This window comes from Asanoa iriomotensis (genome assembly GCF_016862515.1).
Lineage (GTDB): Bacteria > Actinomycetota > Actinomycetes > Mycobacteriales > Micromonosporaceae > Asanoa > Asanoa iriomotensis.
The window spans coordinates 46622-70173 of sequence record NZ_BONC01000022.1; the positions used below are offsets into that span (position 1 = coordinate 46622).

15 protein-coding genes are annotated in these 23552 nt (G+C 72.8%); 5 read left to right on the top strand and 10 right to left on the bottom strand.

Annotation, left to right across the window (positions count from 1 at the left end; all coding sequences use genetic code 11):
* Positions 1-2: 2 nt before the first annotated feature.
* The 5 genes from Air01nite_RS17305 to Air01nite_RS17325 are packed head-to-tail and all read right to left on the bottom strand — an operon-like array spanning position 3 to position 5343.
* Entirely contained in the window at positions 3-1073 is a 1071-nt protein-coding gene (locus tag Air01nite_RS17305) for a hydroxymethylglutaryl-coenzyme A reductase family protein (protein WP_203703507.1), read from the bottom strand.
* Complete coding sequence (locus Air01nite_RS17310; RefSeq protein ID WP_203703509.1) at positions 1070-2182, bottom strand: phosphomevalonate kinase; 1113 nt, start codon at positions 2180-2182, stop codon at positions 1070-1072. The genes Air01nite_RS17305 and Air01nite_RS17310 overlap by 4 nt, the downstream gene beginning before the upstream one ends.
* Positions 2179-3180: a diphosphomevalonate decarboxylase gene (gene mvaD, locus Air01nite_RS17315; protein ID WP_203703510.1), complete on the bottom strand. Its 1002-nt coding sequence runs from the start codon at positions 3178-3180 to the stop codon at positions 2179-2181. The genes Air01nite_RS17310 and mvaD overlap by 4 nt, the downstream gene beginning before the upstream one ends.
* Positions 3170-4255 (bottom strand): mevalonate kinase, encoded by a 1086-nt coding sequence (mvk, locus tag Air01nite_RS17320; RefSeq protein WP_203703512.1) that lies wholly within the window; start codon positions 4253-4255, stop codon positions 3170-3172. Before mvk ends, mvaD begins: the two co-directional genes overlap by 11 nt.
* Complete coding sequence (locus tag Air01nite_RS17325; protein ID WP_203703514.1) at positions 4255-5343, bottom strand: polyprenyl synthetase family protein; 1089 nt, start codon at positions 5341-5343, stop codon at positions 4255-4257. Before Air01nite_RS17325 ends, mvk begins: the two co-directional genes overlap by 1 nt.
* Positions 5344-5580: 237 nt before the next feature.
* Between Air01nite_RS17325 and Air01nite_RS17330 the strand changes: the two genes are divergently transcribed.
* Positions 5581-7965, top strand: a complete 2385-nt coding sequence (locus Air01nite_RS17330; RefSeq protein ID WP_239090764.1) for a helix-turn-helix transcriptional regulator — start codon at positions 5581-5583, stop codon at positions 7963-7965.
* Here Air01nite_RS17330 and Air01nite_RS17335 read toward each other — a convergent pair.
* Entirely contained in the window at positions 7958-9757 is a 1800-nt protein-coding gene (locus tag Air01nite_RS17335) for a LuxR C-terminal-related transcriptional regulator (protein ID WP_203703517.1), read from the bottom strand. The two genes, Air01nite_RS17330 and Air01nite_RS17335, sit on opposite strands and share 8 nt — an antisense overlap.
* A 457-nt stretch (positions 9758-10214) precedes the next feature.
* On the opposite strand from Air01nite_RS17335, the gene Air01nite_RS17340 reads away from it, so the two are divergent.
* Both Air01nite_RS17340 and Air01nite_RS17345 read left to right on the top strand, forming a co-directional pair.
* Positions 10215-12383: an MMPL family transporter gene (locus Air01nite_RS17340; RefSeq protein ID WP_203703518.1), complete on the top strand. Its 2169-nt coding sequence runs from the start codon at positions 10215-10217 to the stop codon at positions 12381-12383.
* Between the two features lie 193 nt (positions 12384-12576).
* Entirely contained in the window at positions 12577-14940 is a 2364-nt protein-coding gene (locus tag Air01nite_RS17345; RefSeq protein ID WP_203703519.1) for an ATP-binding protein, read from the top strand.
* Here the strand turns inward: Air01nite_RS17345 and idi are convergent.
* From idi to Air01nite_RS17365, 4 genes are all read right to left on the bottom strand, one after another.
* Entirely contained in the window at positions 14937-15512 is a 576-nt protein-coding gene (idi, locus tag Air01nite_RS17350) for an isopentenyl-diphosphate Delta-isomerase (RefSeq protein ID WP_203703520.1), read from the bottom strand. The two genes, Air01nite_RS17345 and idi, sit on opposite strands and share 4 nt — an antisense overlap.
* Positions 15509-16261: a DUF3050 domain-containing protein gene (locus tag Air01nite_RS17355; RefSeq protein ID WP_203703521.1), complete on the bottom strand. Its 753-nt coding sequence runs from the start codon at positions 16259-16261 to the stop codon at positions 15509-15511. Before Air01nite_RS17355 ends, idi begins: the two co-directional genes overlap by 4 nt.
* 424 nt (positions 16262-16685) lie before the next feature.
* Positions 16686-17123, bottom strand: a complete 438-nt coding sequence (panD, locus tag Air01nite_RS17360) for an aspartate 1-decarboxylase (RefSeq protein WP_203703522.1) — start codon at positions 17121-17123, stop codon at positions 16686-16688.
* 122 nt (positions 17124-17245) lie between these two features.
* Complete coding sequence (locus tag Air01nite_RS17365; RefSeq protein ID WP_203703523.1) at positions 17246-18667, bottom strand: FAD-binding oxidoreductase; 1422 nt, start codon at positions 18665-18667, stop codon at positions 17246-17248.
* Positions 18668-18795: 128 nt separating this feature from the next.
* Here Air01nite_RS17365 and Air01nite_RS17370 point away from each other — a divergent pair, with 128 nt between their 5' ends.
* On the top strand, positions 18796-20649 hold the full coding sequence (locus tag Air01nite_RS17370) for an AfsR/SARP family transcriptional regulator (RefSeq protein ID WP_203703525.1): 1854 nt from the start codon (positions 18796-18798) through the stop codon (positions 20647-20649).
* A gap of 104 nt (positions 20650-20753) precedes the next feature.
* Positions 20754-23483 (top strand): ATP-binding protein, encoded by a 2730-nt coding sequence (locus Air01nite_RS17375; protein WP_203703527.1) that lies wholly within the window; start codon positions 20754-20756, stop codon positions 23481-23483.
* The last annotated feature ends 69 nt before the right edge of the window (positions 23484-23552 follow it).

Here is a 23552-nt window from a genome sequence, read left to right on the forward strand (position 1 = left end):
CGCTAGCCTCCGATCTTCGCGGATGTGTCGGCACGCTCCAGCCGGACGTGCGCGCGCATGAGTTCCCCCGGATTCGTCTGTGCGGCGAGCAGGGACAACTCCCCGCACAACACGGTCGCGGCGGCGATCACCGCGAGCCGGCGCGCGTTCTCACCGGGTTCGCGGACGTCCCGGCAGCCGAGCCGGGTCAGGTTCTCCTCGACGAAGTCGAGTCCCTTGCCGTTGCCGACGCTCCCGACGATCAGGTTCGGCACGGTGCAGGAGAAGTAGAGGTCGCCGTCGCGGTCCTCGGCGACGGTGACGCCCTGTGAGCCTTCGACGATGTTGGCCGCGTCCTGGCCCGTGGCCAGGTAGAACCCGAGCAGCATGTTCGCGTAGTGGGCGTTGGCCGAGCGGATGCCGCCGGCCAGCAGCGTGCCGATCATGTTCTTGTGTACGTTGAGCGTGGCGATCGCGGCCGCCGTGGTGTGCAGCCGCCGGTGCACGATCTCCCGCGGCACCAGCAGCTCGGTGACCACGTTCTTGCCCCGGCCGAGGATGCCGTTGACGGCCGTCGCCTTCTTGTCGGTGCAGTAGTTTCCCGAGATCGAGCCGTACGAGACTCCCGGAACCGTCCGCAGGATGTGGTTCAGCAGCGCGTCGGCGGCCAGCGTCGCCATGTTGTGCCCCGAGGCGTCCCCGGTGCCGAAGTCGAACCGGAGGAACAGCAGGTTCGCCGTGATCTCGTGGTGGAACCCGATCAGCTCGACGAACCTGCCGCAGCCGCGCACGATCTCGCGCAGTTCGTCCAGCCGCGCGTCGACCTCCAGCGCGGCGGAGTACGCGGTCTGCGCGTCGGTCGCCCGGACGAGGACCGAGCGGGTCATCCGCTCGTCGACGAGGGTCGCGACGATGCCCGGCTCGACCATCATGGAGATCCGTGCGCCACGGCCGACCGACGGCCACAACGGCGACTCGTAGGTGGCCAGCGGCACCTCGGTCTCGGTCGTCGCCACGTTTCCGGAGACGCGCAGCGGTCCGACCCACTTCATGGGTACGCCGGCCACCGCGGTCGTGTCCTGGTCGTTGCTCATGCTTCGCTCCCGTTCGTGGGCTGGACGCGGACCGGCACGGGCAGCACCCCGGCCGCGGCCCACGTCTCCCGTAGCCGTGCGATGTCCTTCGTCGCCGCCGGGTCCAGCAGGGCGATGCCGCAGTCGCCTCCGCCGGCGCCCGACGGTTTGGCCGCGCCGCCGACGGCCTCGGCCGCGTCGCAGAGCGCGGTGAGCCTGGTGGTGAAGATGCCGAGGCCGACCTCGTCGTCCAGGTCGGCGAGCACCTGGCGGGCGCCGCGCACCTGGCGCAGCAGCCCGTCGTCGTCGCCCTCGTCGAGAGCGCGGATCGCCGCCCGCACCCGCGCGCCGCTCCGCTCCAGGAAACGCCGGTGCGCCGTGCCGCCCCGCCAGGCCCGCGCGTCGAGGCGGCCGGCGAGCACGGACGTGTGCGCCGGGTCTCCGGTCCAGCCGACCTCGAGCGCGAGGGCGCGCGGCGGTCGCAGCGTGCGCACCCCGAAGCCCGGCCACCGCGCCCGCAGGGTCCGCCCGACGCCGTCGCGCCGGGCCATCTCACGCACGGCGGCGCGGTCGGGCGCCTGGTAGGCGATCCAGCCGCCCCAGGCGCTGGCCGCGAGGTCGCCGCCGGAACCGCCGGCGTCGCGGCGCACCGCCGCCAGCATCGCCAACCGGAAGCGCTCCTCGGGCGTCAGGCCCAGGCCGGCGTAGGCCGCGACCGCGGCCACGGTGGCCACGGTCACGGCGCCGCTGGAGCCCAGCCCGAACTTGGTGCCGTCGCGGTGCAGGCGGCTGCTGATCGAGACGTGCATCGCCGGCGGGGACTGGCCGCGCTCGGTCAACAGCGCGTCGACCACCTCGATCGCCGACACGACGTGGCCGAGGCTGTCCCGTGCCCGCTTCTGGTCGCCGACCTCGACTCCCTCGAGACCGCCGTCGCGTCGCCGCAGCCGCGTCGGTCCCGGGCACAGATCGGACTCGACGCGTACGCCGGTGTCGCCGGTGGGGGACACGGTGACCGTCACGTGCCGGTCGACGGCGACCAGGAGCGCCGGATGACCCGGTTCCAGGACCGCGTACTCGCCGGCGACGAACAGCTTGCCGGGTGCCCGCCGGCTGACGGTGCCGGTCACGGCCCGTCTCCCGACCGGAGCGCGGCCCCGGGCCCGCGCCGGGCGATGACCACCGTGCAGCCCGGCGCGGCCTCACCCATGGTCGCGGCGACCCGCGCCGCGTCGGCGGGGTGGCAGAGCACCTTCACGTTCGGCCCGGCATCCATCGTCGCGTACGCCGGCACCCCGTCGGCCCGCAACCGCAGGACGCCGTCGAGCACGGCGACGGTGGCGGGTGACAGGTAGCGCACCGCCGGGCGGGCGGCGAGCATCGTGGCGTGCATGCCGAAGGCGTTCCGCTCGGCGATCTCACCGACCGCGTCGAGGTCGCCGCGGTTCAGCGCCGCCCGCATGTCCGCCAGGTCGGTCGTGCCCGCCCGCGCCCATGGCCAGTAGAGCGGCGAGGTCTCGACCGTGCGCCGCATCGCCGTGCGGCTGGACACCGCTTTCGGGCCCGCGTTGACCACCGCGATCACCAGCGCCGGGTCGAAGTCCGGCACCGGCACCGGTTCCGCGTAGGAGTTGAGGTCCGCGTCCGCGGCGTCGCCCCGGCGCGCGTACAGGATGGCGAAGTCGCCGAAGATCGAGCGGGCCGCCGACGCGGATCCGCGCCGGGCCAGGCGCGACAACGCGGTGGGGTCGAGGTCGAGGCCGTACGCCGCGGCGGCGGCGACGGCCAGGGCCGCGAACCCGCTCGCCGACGAGGCGAGGCCGGCCCCGGTGGGCACGGCGTTGCGGGTGTCCACAGTGGCGCGTTCCGGGCGGCCCGCCGTCTTGCGCACCAGGTCCAGGAACTCCGTGATCCGCAGCCGCTGCTCGCCCTCGGCGGTCGCGCCGTCGAAGGTGACCGTGTCCGTCGGCTCGCCGGGGGTGACCCGCACGGTGGTCACGGTCGGGAACACGTCCAACGTCATCGAGAGGCTGTCGACGTTGGGGATCACGAGCTTCTCGTCGCGCTTGCCCCAGTATTTGACCAGCGCGATGTTGGGGTGGGCGACCGCGGTGTGGTCAGGTGCCATGGATCGCGAACCTCCCCACCGGTACGACCCAGGTGCGGGTGGCGCCGGCCGACCTCAGGTGCGCGGCGACCGCGGCCGCGCCGGGCGGATCGGCCGCCAGCGCGATGATGCAGCCGCCCAGCCCGCCGCCGCTGACCTTGGCGCCCAGACCGCCGGCCGCGAGGGCCGCGTCGACCATCGTGTCGATGCGATCCGTGCTGATCCCGACCTCGCGCAGCAGCCGATGGTTCTCGGTCAGGCGCGCGCCGAGGTCGTCGACCCGGCCACGGCCCAGGTCGTACAACGCCGCGTTCGTCAGTCGCGACACCTGGCGCACGAACGCGTCCAGCCGCTCCGGTGCGCCCTCGAACCCGCGCCGCACCAGCTCCACGGCGTCCCTGGTCCGGCCGCTCACACCGCTGTCCGCGATGACGAACAGGGCGTCGAAGCCCCAGGGCCGGCGTGCGCCCGGGCCCCGCCCGGTCCATCGTGGATGGTCATGGTGGACCGCCGCCGTCATCGCGACGGGCAGTTCGCGCGCCACGCCGTCCCGGAACCAGATGGGCGAGGTCGCGCCGGTGGAGAGCGCGTCGATGCCGCTCGCCCGGCCGTGCGCCATCGTCTCCGAGACCTGGACGAGGTCGAACACCGTGCGGGCGTCGAGCGTGCGGCCGAAGAGGTCCGCCAGCGCGAGCACGGCCGCCCGCGCGCAGGCGGCGCTCGATCCGAGCCCGGCGCCCCGGGGCACCGCCGACTCGACGAGCACGTCGACGGACATCGGTTCCGTCACGGCGGCGCGCTCCTTGAACGCCGACACGAGCCCGCGCAGGTCGTCCGACCCGAACGGTGTCGACGACCCGCCGTCGGATCCGGTGACGGCGAAGGAGACGCGGTCGGTGCCGTCGGCCCGGTCCGGACGCCGGGTCGCCGTGGCGGTCGCCGCGAGCTGGGGCAGCGGGATGGCCAGCGCCGGCGCGCCGTACACGACCGCGTGCTCACCGAGCAGGATGGCCTTGCCGTGCGCGCGGCCGACGCCCTCGGCCCGCGGCTCGTCCGCCGCGGGCCCGCGGACAGTGAAGGTGAGCGGGTTCGCCATCACTGCGTCCGCTGCGTCGCTCGGATCGCCATCTCGGCGAGTTGGTGTTTGGCGTACGCGGTGGCGGTGCTCGCCGCCAGGGCGAGCATGGCCCGCTCCGCCCGGTGCGCGATCTCCTGCTCGATCCGCTCCACGGCGCCGACGTCGACGAGGATGGCGCGGACCCGGGCCAGATCGGCATCGGACAGCTCCCGGCCGATGGTCGCCCGGACGAACCGTGCCGCGGCGGGGTCGTGCTCGTCGCCGAGCTTGAGGGCCGTGGCGAGCAGGACCGTGCGCTTGCCCTCGCGCAGGTCGTCACCCGACGGCTTGCCGGTCACGGCCGGGTCCCCGAACACGCCCAAGAGGTCGTCACGGAGCTGGAACGCGACACCGATGTCCGCGCCGAACGCCCGGTAGGCGGCGACGAGGTCGGCGTCCGCGCCGGCGATCGCGGCGCCGAAGTGCAGCGGGCGTTCGACGGTGTACGAGGCCGTCTTGTACCGGATGACGCGCAGCGCGCGGTCGACGTCCTCGTCGCCGCTCATCTGGGTGATCAGGTCGTGGAGCTGGCCGTACATGACCTCGGTGCGGACGGCGGACCACACCGGGGAGATCCGGGTGTGCGCGTCCTCCGGCAGCCCGGACGAGCGGACCAGGACGTCGGCCCAGATCAGCGCGAGGTCGCCGATCAGGATGGCGGTGCCGTTGCCGAAGGACTCGGGGTCTCCCGAGAAGCCCCGCGCCCGGTGCCGCTCCGCGTAGGTCACGTGCGCGGCCGGGTGACCGCGGCGGGTCCGGGACGCGTCGATGATGTCGTCGTGGATCAGTCCCGACGCGTGCAGCAGCTCGAAGCCCGCGCACGCCGTCAGCACTGCGGCCGCCACCGGGGCCTCCGGGTCGCCGCCGGCACCGAGCCAACCCAGCCACGCGAAGGCGGGCCGGATGCGCTTGCCGCCGCGCAGCACATAGCTCTCGAGCTCCGCCACGGTCGCGGCGAAGTCCTCTCCGAATGCGTCAGCTTCCGCGCGGCGCGCGGTGAAGAAGTCCCGCATCGCGACGTCGACAGCGGCGGCTCCCATAGCCGCACCGAGATAGCTGACGGTCATTGTCTTTTCCCCCGCCGGACTGCCCAATTGTGGTTCGGCATGGCACGACGGTAAGCGCCGGTCGGGGCCGTGCCCACTACTCGCGCGAGTAGTGCGGGCTAGCACCGGCATCCCCGCCGCACCGCCCCGGATGCACGTATAACTGAGTGGACCCGTGCGCCGCGCCGTTCAACTGACGGGTCTGGACAGTTGAACACGCCCGTCGGACGACTCTCCAGAGAAACGCGGGGTGGCACCATGAATGCCTTGGTGGGACGTGATCACATTCTGTCCTCATTGGCCGGACAATTGGAAGCCACCCGGCACGGAGCCGGCGGTTGTGTGGTGGTCGACGGGCCGTTCGGCGTCGGCAAGACCCATGTGTTGAAGGCCGCCGGGATCGAGGGGGCCGAACGCGGCCTGACCGTGGTCGCGGGCCGGACCAGCATCACGGACCAGCCGATCCCCATCCACCTGCTGATCAGTTTCCTGCGGCACGCGACCGCCGACCGCGCCGACCTCGACGACCTGGTGCGCCCGGGCCGGAACCCGTTCTGGCTGATGGACCGCGTCGGCGAACTGGCGGCCGTCGCGGCACGCCGCCACCCGCTCGTGGTCGTCCTCGACGACGCCCAGCGCATCGACGACGTCAGCGCACTGGCGTTGCGCGCGCTCGTGCAGTCGCTGGCCTCGTCGCCGGTGCTCTGGCTGCTCGCCCGGCGACCGGCCCGCACCGAGCCGCTCACCCAGTCGGTCTTCGAGTGGTTGATCGACAACGCGGCCACGCGCGTCACGCTCGGGCCGCTCGAGGACGAGGCCGTCGCCGACCTGTGCGCGTCCTTCCTCGGCGCCAGGCCGGACGCCTCCGTGCTCGGCTGGGCCGCCCGCTGCGGCGGCAACCCGCGGCTGATGGAGAACGTCTTCAGCGCCCTCATCAAGGCCGGACAGATGATCATCACCGACGGCGCGGCCTCCGTGGTGGCGGAGCGCCTGCCCGACGGCGTGCGCACGATGGTGCACGACCTCCTGGACGGGTTCTCGCCCGCGGTCCGCCAACTCCTCGTCGCCGGCGGCCGGATCGGGGCCGCCTTCACGGCCGAGGAGGCGGCGGCAGAACTGGGCGACCCGTCCCTCGACCTGTCCTCGGCCGTCGACGAAGCCGTGCGGGTGGGCCTGGTCCGGCGCGACGGCGCTGCCCTCACGTTCCACCACGAGGTGATCGGGGAGGCGCTCCGGCCCGCGGTGTCGTCACCCGCTCCCCTGCCGCGGCCGTCCCCACCCACGACGGCCGCCTGCGGCTGCGCGGACCTGACGACGGAGGCCATCTCCCTGGTGGCGCGCGACGAGGATGGTCCACGCGCACTCGCCCGTGCCCTGCGACTGCTCGCCGGCGCGGGCCGCGGCGCGCAGGCCCACCGCCTCGCGGACCTCGCCCTGCGTACCGGCTTCGAGGCGGCGGCCGAGGCGCGCCTGGTTCTCGACCTGGTGCCCGGGCTGCGGGACGCCGACGGTCACGGCATGGCGGCGACGTTGCTGACGCGGACGTTGGCGCGGCCGGACATCTGCGAGCTGGACCGGGCCAAGCTCAACCGGGCCCTCGCGGAGACACCGCACGCCGGCCGGGCCAGCTGGGACGGCGGGCGGCACTCCTGCGAGCGACCACTGTGGACGTGGCTGGTCCGGGCCCTGGTCGCCGCCGACCAGTTCGAGGAGGCGACGGCCGTCCTCGACGCGGTCCGGCGGGAGGCGAACGAGCGGGGCACCACGGTGTCGGCCGCCCTGTGGCACGGCCACCGGGCCGACCTGTTGCTCGCTCTCGGGCAGCTCGACGAGGCGCGGACGGCAGCCGGCGCGGCGGTCCGGCTGGCCGACCGGTCGGCACCGGCCGACTCCGTGCCGGCCCGCCTCGTCCTGGCCGGCCTCAGCCTGCACGACGGCGACCTGGTCTCCGCCGGCGACCAGCTCCGCGGCGTCGAACAGGGCGGCGGCGTGGCGACGGCGGACAGGGCGCGCCTCGACTGGACCCTCGCGCGGTTCCACGCCGCCGGCGGTCGCCCGTCGACGATGGTCTTCGACGATCCGCTGCTGTTCACCGAGACGCCGACGGCGGCAGCGGCGCTGGTCCGGCAGGCGAAGGAGCTCGGGCTCCGCACGGAGGCGCAGGCGGCGGCCGACGTAGCCGCACAGGTCGCGCGGCGCAATCCCGCTGTGCAGTCGTTGGCCGCCGGTGCCGCGCACGCCGACGGCGTCCTGCGCGACGACCCGGCCGCCCTGCACCGCGCGGCGGACCTCTACCGGCTCGCCGGGCGTCCGCTGGCGGCGGGCGCCGGACTCGACGACGCGGCGCGGGTGGCCCGCGGCGGCGGGGTGCGACTCCTCGGGACGAAGCGTCCCGACGCGCACAGCGTGCGCCGGCTCGGTCCGGAACGGCCGAAGTCAGGCTGGGAGAGCCTGACCACCGCGGAGCTGAGGGTCGTGCGCGCGATCGTCGACGGCAGGACGAACAGGGAAGCCGCGAGCATGCTGTTCCTGTCGCCCCATACCGTCGACACCCATCTGCGGCGGGTCTTCTCGAAGCTCGCGATCAAGAGCCGCGTGGAACTGACCAAGAGCTTCATCGCGTACGAAGCGCGGGTCAGCTAGCCGCACCGTGCGCGTGCGCCGATCGGTATTGCGCGTCGTCCTCCATCGAGTAGATCGCGGCCGTGCCGGTGTAGGTCGCCGCGCCACGGACGAGCTCGACCCGCGTGCCGATGCCCAGCTTCTTGTAGATCTTTCTCAGGTGGTAGTTGACCGTGTGCTGCGACAGGTGCACCTGCTTGGCGATCTGCCGGTTGGTCAGGCCCACGCTCACCAGGTAGGCGATGCGCTGCTCCATGTCGGACAGCGTCGACCAGCAGGCGGCCAGTGGCGAGCCGGCGGCCTCGGAGTACGGCCCGGCGGCCTGCCGGCCATCCACCGGGGCCTTGGCCGCGTAGAGCTTGGCGAGCTCCTCGGTCGCCAACGCCACCGAGATCGGGTCGGGCGACTGCACGATGATCAGCGACAACGCCGCCGGAGCGCTGTTGGCCAGCGCGTTGGCGTGCATGGCGGTCAGCCCGACGATCGAGACACCGGGGTTGTCGCGCGCGAGACCGTCCACCGTCTCCAGCACGCTTCGCTCGAGTCGCGAATCGCCGACGTCACGCGCGAGCAGCACCAGGAATGCGGCGGCACTCGGCACCTCGATGTAGAGACTGCGCAACGTCGCGAGACAGCGGTATCTGTCGGACAACAGTTGGGCGCCCGCGTGGGGTCCCGCTTTCTTGACCGCGATGAGCACATCGGTCCACGCGTATTGCGCGGAATCCAATGCCGCGTGGCCCGCCAGGCCCTCCTGCGCCAGTTTGGAATATCCTTCGGCCCTGGGCAGGTCGCCCATATAGAACGAGGCGATGCTGAGCACGGAGAAGGCCAACGGCCGGAGCATCGGAACCGCGTCGCGCCCTATCGCGGCGGTCGCCGACGCCGCCTCACGGCGCGCGTCTCCGATGCGGCCGGCTTGGAGATAAAGCCGCGACCTCATCACCGCGGGCGCGGCCGTCCAGACCGGCTCGGGAAGTGCGCGCAATCCGTCCTCGACGTCACCGATCAGCGATTCGGCTTTGTCGAACTCGCGGAGATTGGCGAACTTGCCGGCCAGCGGAAGCTGGAAATGCAGCCGCCACACCGGATCGACGCCTTCGCTGGAGCGCACGGCGGAGCGCCCCAGGCTGATGCCCTCGGCCAGCCGTCCCGCGCGCCAGCGCAGGTTGGACCGGGTGGTGAGTGCCATGGCCGCAGCGATGTCGCCCGGTCGGCTGCCGCGCTCCCCCAGGATCCTCGCCGCGACCCGCTCGGCTTCGTCGGCGTCGAACAGCGAGTAGCCAAGCAGCAGCGACGCTTCCGCATCGAGCCGGGCGGCGGGCGAACTGGCCGGGTTCGCCAGCACCTCGCGCGCGACGCGGACACCGGCGGCCGCGTCGCCGCCGATCACCAGGCTGTGCGCGGGCGAGCACGATCCGCCGGCGGGTGCTCTGACCTGGGTGGACGCCGGGCTCGGGCGCTCGCTTTGCCATGGAACCTGGTCGTCCTTGTGCTCGTGCAACCCGATCGCCTCGCGCCGCAGCGTGTCGCGGACCGGCGCGGGCATGGAGTCGATGGTCCCCTGGAGGAGAAAATCGCTCCTGAACGCCAACCGGTGCGCCGCGGCGACGATGAACCCGGCGGCCATCGCCTCTTCCAGCGGCGAGAGCAACGTGGCGGCCGGTCGGTCGAGCATTCTGCAGACGTCCTCCAGCAGAAAGGACCGTCCCAACGCGGCCGCGACCTTCAGAAAGTGCTGACAGCCCGCGCTCAGCACATTCAGTCGCCGCAGGGTCGCCCGGTCCCCGTCGTCGAGCGACCCGCCCGACACCGCCGCCCTGCCATTTGTTACATTACTTTCGGTCGATTCTGGAATTCCATTCTCCGACGCGCGTCCCGTTGTCATAATCCCCCCGAGATTATGCGCCATACTCTTACTGGACAGCCCCCGAATTTGATCATCGTAGCACAGGTGTTGTCGGCCATCTATCTCGAAGTTGCCAGTCCACGGCCTGGCTGTTGTCAGGATTCACGGCGAGGCCGTAGAATGCCGGTCAGCCTCTGCCGATATCGGACAGAAGCAAGCAATTGCCATCATCGATTCCCCACCCCCATCTGCGTGTGACGCCGGTTACTCTATTCGACGTCTATAGAGCGCGGTCTACAACAGATGGAGTACCGCGCCCACAGTAGTCGATGGCACAAATTGTCTTCATCCGTATGGCGACGTGGGCAAGAACCGTCACGAGCATTGAGTCGTTGGGTTCAATGACGCGTGAGGAGAAGAGATGCCTACCGAGACCCGCCGCACGGACGGGGCCTTGGCGGCGCTGGCCCGGTTCTGTTTCCGGCGACGCCGCCTGGTCCTCCTGACCTGGGTCGTCGGCGTGCTGGCGCTGGCGTTCCTCGGCTTCCGCTTCGGCGCCCCCTCCGACAACGCCTACTCCGGTGGCGACTCCCACTCGGCCAAGGCGCAGGCGCTGATCGAGCAGCACTTTCCCGACCGGCAGGGCGACACCCTCACGCTCGCGATCAAGACGACGAACGGCATCGACGACCCCGCCACCCGGCAACGGATCGAGCGGGTCATCGCCGACCTGACGGCCTCACCCGTCACGGGACCGGTGACCTCGCCCTACGAGGATCCGACCCTGGTGACGCAGGATCGCCGGATAGCCCGGACAACCGTCCCGCTGACCGACATGGACGTGCCGAAGGCCGAGGTCAAGCCGCTCGTCGACATCGTCAAGGACGCGTCCGGCGACGGCCTGACGCTGGGGCTCGGCGGTGACAAGGCCGAGAAGGCGGAGACACCGCCGCAGGGTCCGGCCGAGGCGGTCGGCCTGCTCACCGCCGCGGTGATCCTGTTCATCGCGTTCGGTTCGCTGGTCGCGATGGGCCTGCCGCTCGTCGTCGGCCTGATGGCGGTCCTCGGCGGCATCGGCGTGATGAAGCTCGTCGGCCATCTCGCTCCCTCGCCCGACTTCACCGTGCTCGTCGCCGTCCTGATCGGGCTCGGCGTCGGCATCGACTACGCCCTGTTCATCCTGACCCGCTACCGCGACAGCCTGCACGAGGGCGACGACCCCGAGCGCGCGACGGTCAAGGCCATCGCCACCGCGGGCCACGCGGTCCTGTTCGCGGGTACGACCGTCGTCATCGCCCTGCTGGGCCTGATCGCCATGGGACAGCGGATGATGACCGGTGTCGCGATCGGCGCGTCGACGGCCGTCCTCGTCACGATGATCGCCGCGGTGACGCTCCTGCCGGCGTTCCTCGGCTTCATCGGCCGCCGGATCGACTCCCTGCGCCTCCCCCGCCGCACTCCCCGCGCGAGCGCCGCCCCGTCGGCGGACCGCCGGACGCTGGCCGAACGGTGGGCGGGCGTGGTGCAGCGCCGGCCCCTGGTCGCCGCACTGCTCGCCGGCGCGATCCTGCTCGTCCTCGCCTCGCCGGCGTTGTCGATGCGGTTGAGCCTGCCGGACGCCAGCGTGCAGCCGCACGACCGCAGCAGCTACACCTCGCACCAGATCCTCTCCGAGGGATTCGGTCCCGGTTACGGCGCGCCGATGGTCTTCGCGGCCAGGGTCGACTCGCCCTCCACCGACCTGGGTCCCGTCGTCGAAGCGGTCCGGAGCACCGACGGCATCGCGTTCACCACGCCACCCGCGGTCAGCCAGGACGGTCAGGCCGCCATGTTCATGGCCTTCCCGAAGACCGGCTACCAGGACGAGGCGACCACGGACCTGGTGCACGAGCTCCGCGACGACGTGCTGCCCGGCGCGGCCGGCGGCACCGAGGTCTTCCTGGGCGGCCCGAACGCCGGCGCGATCGACTTCGCCGAGGAGACCAGCTCCCGCCTGCCCCTGATGATCACGGTCGTGATCGTGCTGTCGCTGCTCCTGCTGGTGCTGCTCGTCCGGTCGGTGACGATCGCGCTGCAGGCGGCCGTGATGAACCTGCTCTCGATCGGCGCGGCGTACGGCGTACTCGTGGCAATCGTCCAATGGGGATGGTTGGGCTCGGCTCTTGGCTTCCCCACTGAGATGCCGATCACGACCTGGGTTCCGATGATGATGTTCCCGCTGCTGTTCGGCCTCTCGATGGACTACGAGGTCTTCCTGATCTCGCGGATCCGCGAGGAGTACGAACGCACCGGCGACACCCGCCTGGCCGTCACCCGCGGCTTGGCCAAGACCGCGAAGGTGATCACCGCCGCCGCGGCCATCATGATCGCCATCTTCACGACGGCCGTGCTCGGCCCCGACGTATCCGTGAAGCAGATCGGTCTCGGCATGGCGATCGCGGTGCTCGTCGACGCCACCATCATCCGGATGATCCTCGTGCCGGCGGTCATGGAACTCTGCGGCGACGCCAACTGGTGGATGCCCGGACGCCGGTCACGGAAGATCGCCTCGGCACCCCCGGCCGAGGTCGAGGAAGCGGCAAGAGTCTGACCCTTCCTCGAGGAGGAGCGCGGGGGGTCCCCCTGGCCATTGTCCCTGGCCGTTGTCCCCGCGCTCCTTTTCGATGTCCGGACTACAAGCCCGGGTAGTGGTCAACTACCCGGGCTGCTCGTTGATCCCCGTTACTCCTTCTGGCGATGATGCCTAGGGTGGCGTTCGCATCCGCGCGAGGGAAGGGGTATGTATGCGGCCCGCAGCCGTGACGGTCCGGGCGTTGGGTGCGGTGGAGGCGACGGTCGCCGGCCGGCTCGTCGACCTCGGCACGCCGAAACAACGGGCGCTGCTCGCGCTGCTGGTCGCTCGGCTCGGCCAGCCGGTGACGGTCGAGATGATGCAGGACGCGTTGTGGTCGGGCGACCCGCCACCGTCGGCGGCCGCTTCGCTGCACGCGTACGTGGCCAACCTGCGCCGGGTGCTCGAGCCTGGACGCGCGCCCCGGACCCCGGCGACCGTCCTGCGCACCTGTCCGCGGGGGTACGTGCTGGACAGGAGCGCCGTCGACGTCGACGCCGACCGGTTCGGCGAGCATGCCGCGGCCGGCTGGCAGGCGTGGGATCGCGGGGAGCCGGGGCAGGCGCTGACCGCGTTCGAGGCCGGGCTGGCGCTGTGGCGTGGGCAGGCCTATGTCGAGGCGGTGCATGCTCCCGACGTGGTGCCGGAGGTGGCCCGGCTGGAGGAGCTGCGGCTGTCGGTCGTCGAAGCGCGCTGTGCGGCGCTGCTCGCGGTCGGTGCGCACCAGTCGGTGGCGGAGCTGGAAGCCCTGGCGAAGGCCCATCCGCTGCGCGAGCGCGGGATGGAGCTGTTGAGCCTGGCCCTGTACCGGGCCGGGCGGCAGGCCGAGGCCCTGGACGTGCTGCGGACCCTCCAACGGCGACTCGCCGACGAGCTCGGCATCGATCCCGGACCCTCGCTGCGGCACCTCGAGCGCGAGATCCTCAACCAGTCGCCGGCGCTGGACCGCGACCCGGCCGTCCGGACCACGAGCCCGGTCGCCGCACCCGCCGCGCCGCGGACGGACGACGGGGTCTTCGTGGGCCGCGTCGGGGCGCTTCGGCATCTCGAGGTGGCACTCGCCGACGCGGCGGTCGGGCGGGGACGGGTGGTCGCCGTGTCCGGCGAGCCGGGGATCGGTAAGACCCGGTTGCTGCGGCGGTTCGCCGACCGGGCGGCAGCGGAGGTGCTCTGGGTCAACTGTCCCGAGCACGCCGACGCGCCGCCGCTGTGGCCGTGGGAGCAGATCCTGCGGGCAGCGGGTGGCCACCGCTTCGACGCGGCCGCAGGCACGACGGTGCGGCGGTTCGACGCGATCGTCCACCACCTGACGGAGGCCGCACGGGCGGCGCCGCTGGTCGTCGTCCTCGACCACGTGCACCGCGCGGACCCGGATTCCCTCCGGCTCCTCGCGCACCTGGCGGAGTCGGTGCCGGCGAGCCGGCTGCTGCTGGCCGTCTCCTACCGGTCGGGCGAGGCGGAGCCCCTCGCCGAGGCCATGGCGGCGCTGGCCCGCACGGGGATGACGCGGATCGAGCTGCGTGGCCTGAGCGCGCGGGAAACCCGGATGCTGGCGAGCACGATCCTGCGTCGCGACGTCAGCGTGCCGGTCGCCGAGGCGCTGCGCGCCCGCTCCGACGGCAATCCGTTCTTCCTGCGCGAGCTGGTCACGTCCCGGGAAGAACACCCGGACCAGGCGCATCCGGTGCCGCCAGCGGTGCGCGAGGTCGTGACGCGGCGGGTCGCCCGGTTGCCCCGCACCGCCGCCGACTTCCTGGCCGTGGCCGCGGTCGCCGGCCGGGGGTTCGACATCGAGGTGACCGCCGAAGCCGCCTCGATCGAGCTCGAGGCGGCTCTGGAGGCCGTCGACGCCGCGGTCGCGGCGGGCCTGATCGTCGAGGACCCGCGGCGACTGGGTTGGTTCCGCTTCAACCATGCGCTGGTCGCCGAGACGCTGTACGAGCGGACCGGGCGACTGCGCCGGGCCCGCCTGCACCGGCGGATCGGCGCGGCGGCGGCCCGCGCGTGGGCGGGCGCCTCCGACCTCGCCGCCGAGGTCGCCCGGCATTGGCTGCTCTGCGCCGAGCTGGACCCGGGCACGGCCGCCGTGGCCTCGACACACGCCGCCGCGGCGGCACGCGTCGCCGACACCCGGCACGCCTTCGACGACGCCGTCGACTTATGGCGGCAGGCCCTGGTCGCCGCAGACCTCGCAGCGGACCTGGACACGTACCCGCTGCTGATCGGTCTGGGCACGTCGCTGTGCCGCGGGGGCCAAGCCCGCGACGGGCTCTCCGTCTTCGTCCAGGCGATGGACGCCGCCGGGCAGCCGGATTCCGGACGGCTGGTGGACGCGGCGACCACCGCGCTGCGCGAGTCGGTCCCGTACCCGGTCGACTACACAAGGCTGGTCCTCGTGCTCGAACGCGCGTTGCCGCGGATGACCGAACCCGCGCAGCGCTCGTCGGCGCTCGCCTGCCTCAGCGCCGCCCGCCGCCGCGACGCTGCGGGGCTCGGCGTCGACCACCTCGAGCCGCACCTGTACGCGGCCTCCTAACGGTCGGCCGCGAGGGCGGCGGCCTCCGGCAGGCGGCCGGCGGCTTCGGTCGCGACGGCGAGCACGCCGCTCAGCCAAGGGGAATACCGGTCCGGGTGCTCGGCGAGGTCCGCGCGCAGCCGTTCCGCCGGCACGAGACGGACGTCGGCGACCTCGGCCGGATCGAGCCGCAGCGGCAGGTCAGCGGGCACCCGACCTATCACGACGTGGTCGTACTCGTGCTCGACCCGACCCGTCCGCGGATCCTCCGCCCGATAGGGATACACCCCGGCCGCGTGCAGTGGCACGCCTTCCACGCCGAGCTCCTCGATCAGCCGCCGGGCGGCGGCGTCGTGCACGCTCTGGCCCGGGGCCGGGTGACCGCAACACGCGTTGGCCCAGCGCCCGGCGAACCGGGTCTTCACCGCGGCGCGCTGCTGCACCAGAACGCGCCCGCGATCGTCCAGCAGCACCACGGAGAACGCCCGATGCAGCCGGCCGGGCGCGGCGTGCGCCTCGGCGACCGTGCAGGAACCGATGGCGACACCGTCCGCGTCGACCAGCTCCACCAACTGCGCTTCGCGGGTCGTCACGCGTCGAACTCCGCGAGCACGCCGTCCCAGAGGGCCGTGCGGGCGCGGATCGCCGCCACACTCACCTCGGCGGCCTCGGCCTCGCGCACCGGGTCACCGTCGCACATCGACGCGAGCAGCCGCAGCGCGAGGGGTCCGTGCTCGTCGTGGTCCAGGGCGATGTGCCGGTCCAGGTAGTGCCGGAACACCGGCGCGTTGGCGAGCACGTCGTCCACATTGGCGCGTACGGCCGAGAACACGTCGGGCAGCAGGTTCTCCCGACCGTGGCAGAACGACGAGGCCACCTCGTGCGGTGCGCCGTTCATCGCCACGTCGAGGGTGTGACCGACGAAGGCTCGCACACTCGGGGGGATGTCGGCGTCCTTGAGCGCCGCCAGGGGCGCGAGTCCACTGTCGAGCGCGGCGAGGAACCCGTCGATCGGTCGCGCGTCGGCGCCGATCTCGTCCATCGCCCTGCGGTAGAGCTCGAAGTGGCTGACGTACCCGCCGCCGATGTCCTCGTCGGTCTCCTCCGCCAGCACGATCTCCATGATGAACCTGCCGTGGTCGGCACGCCCGCGCGGCCGCCACGGCAGGGTCACGGTCGTCACCTCCGCCTGGAGGCGCTTGAGGAGAGTGAAGAAGTCCCACACCGCGAACACGTGGTGCTTCATGAAGATCCGCAGCCGCTCCTCGGTGGTGATCTGCGAGTAGAGAGGATGGCCGATCAGCTCGACACGTGCTGTGTCGAATACCGCGGGCGCAGTCACCTTGTCCTCCTCGACGCTCGGAGTTTCACGGGTTGCTCACGAGCATCGACGACCGCGGTTGCGGACCACTGTGCGGCGGGTTGGCGCCGGCTTGGCTACGGGACCCGCGTCTTGGCGCCGACTTGGTGCGGTCTCAGAGCACGGGGCCGACGACCCACCGCCGCCTCAGCCCATCCGGACCAACGACCCGCCGCGGCCTCAGCCCACCCGGACCAACGACCCGCCGCCACCTCAGCCCACCGAGCCAGCGACGTGGCAGCGTCTCAGCCCGCCGGGCCGACGACCCGCCGCCGCCTCAACCCACCGGACCAACGGACCGGCGCGGTCTCAGCCCACCGGACCAACGACCTGGCGCCGTCTCAGCGCGCCGGGCCAACGGACCGGCGCGGTCTCAGCCCATCGGGTGAGACGACCTGGCGCCGTCTCAGCGCGCCGGGCCTACGGCCTCGCCCGCGACCTGGTCGCCGGGGACGAGGCCGTACCCGTCGGGGACCTTGGCCGGGTCGGCGCCCGTGTCCACGATCTTGTTGCGGTCGTCCACGAAGACCACCCGCGGGGTGAAGCCGCGGGCCTCGGCGTCCGGCAGCCAGGCGTAGGCGACCAGGATGACCTTGTCGCCCGGGCTGATCAGGCGGGCGGCCGCGCCGTTGATGCCGATGACGCCCGAGTCGCGCGGGCCTTCGATGACATAGGTGGTCAGGCGCGCGCCGTTGTCGATGTCGAGGACGTCCACCCGCTCGCCGGGCAGCAGGTCCGCCGCCTCCATCAGGTCCGCGCTGATCGTGACCGAGCCCACATAGTGCAGGTCGGCCTGCGTCACCGTGGCGCGGTGGATCTTGGACTTCATCATCGACCTGAACACGGTGCGGACCTCTCCCAAGGCTCGGGGCAGCGCTCGTAAGAACACGTCATCCTCCGCCACCATTTCCGGCGCCGGACGCCGGCGTGTGCGGGCAGTGACATCCCGCACACGGCCTCAGCGCCTCAGTGCGCCGGTGCGCCGCTCAGGTCGAAGCGACCGTTCGGGTCCCAGTGCCGCTTCAGCGCCACCAGGCGGGCATGGACGTCGGCCGGGTACGCCGTCGCCCGGTGTTCGACCCGGCCGTCGCCCGGGGTGAGAAAGTTGCCGAAGGTCAGTCCGGTTGTCCAGTTATCCAATTCCGACAGGATGCGCTCCTGGTAGGCGGTGTGTGCCGCCGCCTCGTCGGCCGCCGCGACGCTGGCCATGAAGAGCAGGAACGGCGCGTCCCGGTTCGCGACCGCGTTCGGCTCGCGCGGGGCCCTGCGCAGCGCGCCCGCCAGGTGCCGGATCTCGACGAGGGTCACCGGGACCGCGGCGTTGTCGACGGCCACGTCGACCAGCCGGTCCACCGCCTCGGGCGACAGGTCGGACAGCAGCGCGGATCGCTCGTACACCGGCAGCGGGTCGACCGGGTCGGAATGGATCGCCGCGACCGCCGGATAGGGCAGCTCCCCGACCGCGTCGATGATCGCCGGAGCCGCGGCCCGCACCGGAGCCAGCAGGCGCGCGCCGTCCTCGGCCGAGCCGAGATAAGCGACCCGCACGTGGACGACCAGACGACCACGCAACGGCTCCGGCACCGGCCCGGCCGGCGGCATGCGCAGGATGGCGATGGACGAGCTGAGCTCGTCCGGGGTCGAGTCGATCCAAGCCCGCCAGGCGTGCAGCACGGCCCCCGCCCGCTCGCCCGGGAAGAAGATCCCGCCGCCGTACAACTGGGTCAATGGAAAGAGCCGGAACTCGATGGCGGTAACGACGCCGAATCCGCTCTTGCCGCCCCGCAGCCCCCAAAACAGGTCGGGTTCGGACGCGGCGGTGACCGTGCGGGCGACGCCGTCCGCGGTGACGAGGTCGATCGAGACGACGTTGTCCGCGGCATATCCCCGCGTGCGCCCGAGCACCGGGCTCAGGCCACCGCCCAGCGTGTAGCCGACGACGCCGACGGTCGGCGACGAGCCGTTCGCCGCGGCAAGGCCGTGCTCGGCCGCCGCGTCGATCACCTGCTGCCAGCGCACGCCGGCGCCGACCCGGGCGGTGCGGCCCTGCGGGTCGACCGTGACGTCGGTCATCCGCGCAGTGCTGATCAGCACTCCGCCGTCGGCGGCCGCGGCGGGCCCGTGTCCGGTCGCCTGGACCACCACGCGCAGGTCGTGGTCGTTGGCGAACCGCACCGCGACGGCGACGTCGGCGGCGGTGGCCGCGGCGACGATCACGGCCGGCCGGTGCTGGACCGTGACGTTGTAGCCGCTGCGGGCGGTGTCGTAGCCCTCGTCGCCGGGCAGGAACACGGCGCCGCCCTCGGACAGCCGCGCGGCCAGCACCGTGGTCGCCGCCGTCGCGACGGTGTCGTGCGAGGTCAGGGTGTGAAAACGTGAAATGGTCATGCCGACAACCGAACGCGCCCCGGGTCAGCGCGTGATCGCCGGCCGATTGACGTCCGATTGACGACCGCGGCTCGGCGGCGCGGATCTTCGGCGGCTAGCTTTGATGCGAGCTAGCGGTTGGGGGGACGATGTCGACGCGGCCCGACGTACGGTTCGGTGTCCTCGGTCCGGTGCGGATGTGGCACGGCGAACGGCCGGTGGCGATGGGGTCACCGCAACAGACGGTGGTGCTGTCGGTGCTGCTGTTGCGGGACGGCCAGCCGGCGACGACGGCCGAGCTGACCAGCGCCATCTGGGACGACGAGCCGCCGCGGGCGGCGACCAGCACCATCCGCACCTACGTGTCCCGGCTGCGCCGCGCCCTCGAGGGCAGCACGGCGGAGATCAACACCATCGGCGACGGGTACGCGCTGCGCGTGCCGGACACCTCCGTCGACGTGACGCTGTTCCACCATCGCACCGCACGCGCCCGCGACCTGCTGCACGGTGGGGACGCCGCCGGTGCCGTGGCCGTCCTCGACGAGGCACTGCGGTTGTGGCGCGGGCCGGCGCTGGCCGGCCTGGCCGGACGGTTCGCCGACGCCCAGCGGACGCGGCTGGAGGAAGCCCGGCTCGCCGCCGACGAGCTGCGGTTGGCCGCGCTTCTCGACGCGTACCCGAATCAGCACCCGGCCGTCGTCCCAGACCTGACCGCGATGGTCGACGCCTATCCCCTGCGCGAAGGGCCGCGGCTGCTGCTGATGCGGGCCCTGTCCGGCAGCGGCCGCCAGGCCGACGCGCTCGCGGTCTATCGCGACGGCCGCACCCGGCTGCACGACGACCTCGGCCTCGAACCCGGCCCGGCACTGCGGCGGCTCCACGAGCAGATCCTGCGCGGCGAGCCGACGTCCTCTTCGGACCATCGCGCCCCAATCTCAGGACCGACCCGGCTCCCGCGCGACCTGCCCGACTTCACCGGCCGCGATGCCGAGCTCGCCGAGATTCGCGCCGGCCTGCTCGACGGTGCCGGCTTCGTCGGCATCGCGGGGCTGGACGGCCTCGGTCGCACCGCCACCGCCGTCCACGCCGCCCACCTGCTGCGGGACCGGTACGCCGGCGGCCAGCTCTACGCCGACATCGGCACCTCCCCGGACCTCGCCGACATCCTCGGCGGCTGGCTGCTCGCCTACGACGTGCCGCGCGCCGACCTGCCGGCGTCCGTCGAGGGCCGGCTCGCCGCGCTGCACCACGCCACGGCTGGCCGGCCGCTGCTGATCGTGCTCGACAACGTCGACGATCCCGCGCCGCTGGAGCCGCTCCTGCACACCAGGCCCGCCGGTGGCCTGGTCATCACCAGCCGGCGCCGCCTCACCTCGGTGCCCGCCGCCTGGATCACCCTGGCCGGGCTGCGCCTCGACGACTCCGTCCGGCTGCTCGAACGGATCGCGGGCGCGCGGCGCGTCGCCACCGACCTCGACGCGGCCCACCGGCTCGCGCGGCTGGCCGCCGGCTGGCCGCTGCCGTTGCGCCTGCTCGCCGGCCGGTTGCGCGACCGTTCGATGTGGAGCATCGCGGCCATCGCGACGCAGCTCGAACGCGAGCTGCACAACGTCACCGGCGTGCTGCACGACGAGTGTGTGGCGGCCGAGGCACCACTGACCCGCGCCTACCACCGGCTGCCGCCGACCCAGGCCCGGGCGCTGCGCCTGGCCGGTACCATCGAGCAGGGCGAGTTCACCACGCAGGACCTGGCCGCCCTGCTCGCCCTGCCCGACGCCGCCACGTGGAGCGCGATCGACCCGCTGGTGGAACTCGGCCTGGTCGACGAGACCGGCACACCGCACCGCTACTGCCTCCACCCGATCATCCGGGCGTTCGCCCGCCGGCTCGCGCACGAGGTCGAAGGCACCGCCGGGGTGGCCGCGGCGCGTGACCGGCTCGCCGCCCTGCGCGCCGGCGCCGACCTGGCGGCGCTCGAAAGCGCGCTGTCACCCACCAGGTAGCTTGACCGATTCTCGCGGGCCGTTGCCTGATCCTGGCGTTCTCGCGCTGGAGGCGCCCGCGCCCTTGGAGATCCATTGCCGGCGGGGATAGCGTCTGCCGGCAAATGGCCAACCTCGAACTGTTCGGACGCGCCGCCGAGCTCGCGCAGCTGCGCGGGTTCCTCGACGGTGCGCGGCAACGCGGCGGAGCCCGCGTCGTCTGGGGTGACCCGGGCGTCGGCAAGTCGTCGCTGCTCGCCGCCGCGGCTGAGCGCGCCGTGCTCGCGGAGATGCGGGTGCTACGCGCCTCGGGGTCCGAGTTCGAGGCCGACGTCAGCTACTCCTGCCTGAACCAGCTGTTCCTTCCCCTGCTGCCCGACCTCGAACGCCTGCCGCCGGGTCCGCGGGAGGCGCTCACGGTGGCGCTCGGCTTCGGCGCCGGTGCGGCACCCGACGCCCTGCTCGTCTGCAACGCCGCGCTCGCGCTCGTCAAGGCGGTCGCGGACGACGTGCCGCTCGTGCTGCTCGTCGACGACGTCCACTGGATCGACCGGGCGAGCGCGGTGGTGCTCGGGTTCGTCGCCCGCCGGCTGGACGGCACGCGCGCGGGCCTGTTGGCATCGGCCCGCACCGGCGCGACGACGTTCCTCGACCCGCGCGGGCTCGGCGAACTGGTCGTGGGACCGCTGGACGACGAGGCCGCCGGGCAGCTCGTACACGCGCGGTTTCCGCAGTTGCCACCGCGGACCCGGCAGCGGCTGCTGGACCTCGCGCAAGGCAATCCGCTCGCGTTGACCGAGCTGCCGCCGAGCCTGCTCGGCTCGGCCCGGCCGGCGGCGGCGCCCGAAGTCGTGCCGCTCAGCGACCGGCTGCAGGCCATGTTCGCCTCCCGGATCGCCGACCTGCCCGAGGCGACCCGCCGGCTGCTGCTGCTCGCCACCTTCGAGAGCACCGGCGACGTCGGCGTGCTCCGGGCGGCGGCCGGCGACGAGCTCGACGACCTCGCACCGGCCGAGCGGTTGCGACTGGTGCGTGTGGACGATGCCGCCGCGCGGATCGCCTTCCGCCATCCCCTGATCCGCTCCGCGATCGTGGCACTGTCCACACACGAGGAACGTCGGCGCGCGCACATCGCGCTCGCCGAAGCCCTGCGCGGTGACCACGAACGGCGGGCCTGGCATCTGGCGGCGGCCGCCGTCGGGCCGGACGAGAGCGTGGCGCGGTTGCTCGAGGAGGCGGCACACCGGGTCATGCTGCGCGGCGACGCGCTGGCCGCCATCGCCGCGCTGGTCCGCGCCGGGGAGCTGAGCGAGACCAGCGCGGATCGCGGCCGCCGGCTCGCCGAGGCCGCCTACGTCGGGGCGGAGGCCAGCGGCATCACCGACGACGCGCGGTCGTTGCTCGTCGACGCGCGCCGCGCGGCACCGGACGCCGGTTCGCTGCACGCCGCCAACGCCGCGGCCTTCCTCATGCTCAACGGGGAGGGTGACGTCGACACCGCGCACCGCCTGCTGGTCGGTGCCATCGAGACGGGCGACCACGGTTACCGCGCCGACGAGCCGGCCCTCGTCGAGGCGATGCACACGCTGCTGCTGTTGAGCTGGTACGGCAGCGCGCCCGAGTACTGGCAGCCGTTCTACCGCGCCCTCGACCGGATGCGCCCGGCGCCGCCCGACGTGCTGGCGCTGGCGAGCCGCACGTTCGCCGACCCGGTGCGCACGGCGGTGGCCGCCAAACCGTCGGCCGAGGCGATCCTGCGCACGCTGCCCGACGAGGCAGACCCGACGCGAATCATGCGGATCGGCACGGCGTCGGTCTATCTGGACCGCCTGGCCGACAGCCGCGAGCCGTCGTGGCGCCTGGTGGTGCACGGCCGCGAGGGCGGCCCGCCGCGCCGCCACCTCGGTGCGCTCATGCACCTGTGCCTCGACGACTTCCTCACCGGGCGCTGGGACGAGGCGGAGGAGCTCGCGTACGAGGGTCAGCGCGTCAGCGACACCAACGGTTTCCCGTTCTTCGCCTGGTACTTCCGGTACAACAGGGCGATCGTGGCCGCCGGCCGGGGGCGTTTCGACGAGGCGTACGCGCTGGCCGACGAGATCACCCACTGGGCGCTGCCGAGGGGTGTCGCCGCCGCGGCGTTGTTCGCACACCACCCGCGCGCACTGGCGGCCCTCGGTCAGGGCGACTACGGCGCCGCGTTCGCGCACGCGGCCGCGATGAGCCCGCCCGGCGTGCTCGCCTCGCACGTACCCCACTGCACCTGGGTGATGTTCGACCTGGTCGAGGCGGCGGTCCGGATCGGCCGGCTGGCCGACGCACGGGCACACGTCGAGGCGATGCGGACCGCCGGCGTGGCCGGCCTGTCGACGCGAATGGCCCTGATCCAGGCCGGCGCGGACCTGCTCGTCGACGACCAGGGGGCCGCGGACCGGTTGGAAGCGCTGCCGGCCGAGCGGTGGCTGTTCGACATCTCGCGGATCAGACTCGTGTACGGCGAGCGGCTGCGCCGCTCCGGTGCCACCACGCGCGCCCGCGACCAGTTACTGGCGGCGCGCGACGGCTTCGCGGCGATGGGCGCGGCACCCTGGCTCGAGCGCACGGACACGGAACTGCGCGCGGCGGGTCACCGCGTTCCGGACGCGGCCGCCGGCGACCTGTCGACGTTGACGGCGCAGGAGCTACGGATCGCGCAACTCGCCGCCGGCGGGCTGACCAACAAACAGATCGGCGAGCGACTGTTTCTCTCGCATCGCACGGTCGGCGCGCACCTCTACCGGATCTTCCCCAAGCTGGGGGTCGCGTCGCGGGCCGGGCTCAGAGATGCCCTGTCACGCTCGCAGCCTCCGCGCTGAGGCCATCGGCCCGGTTCTACTTGTCCGCCTGCACGCTCCCGCAGACCGCGCGTGGTTGGGTCGCGTCGG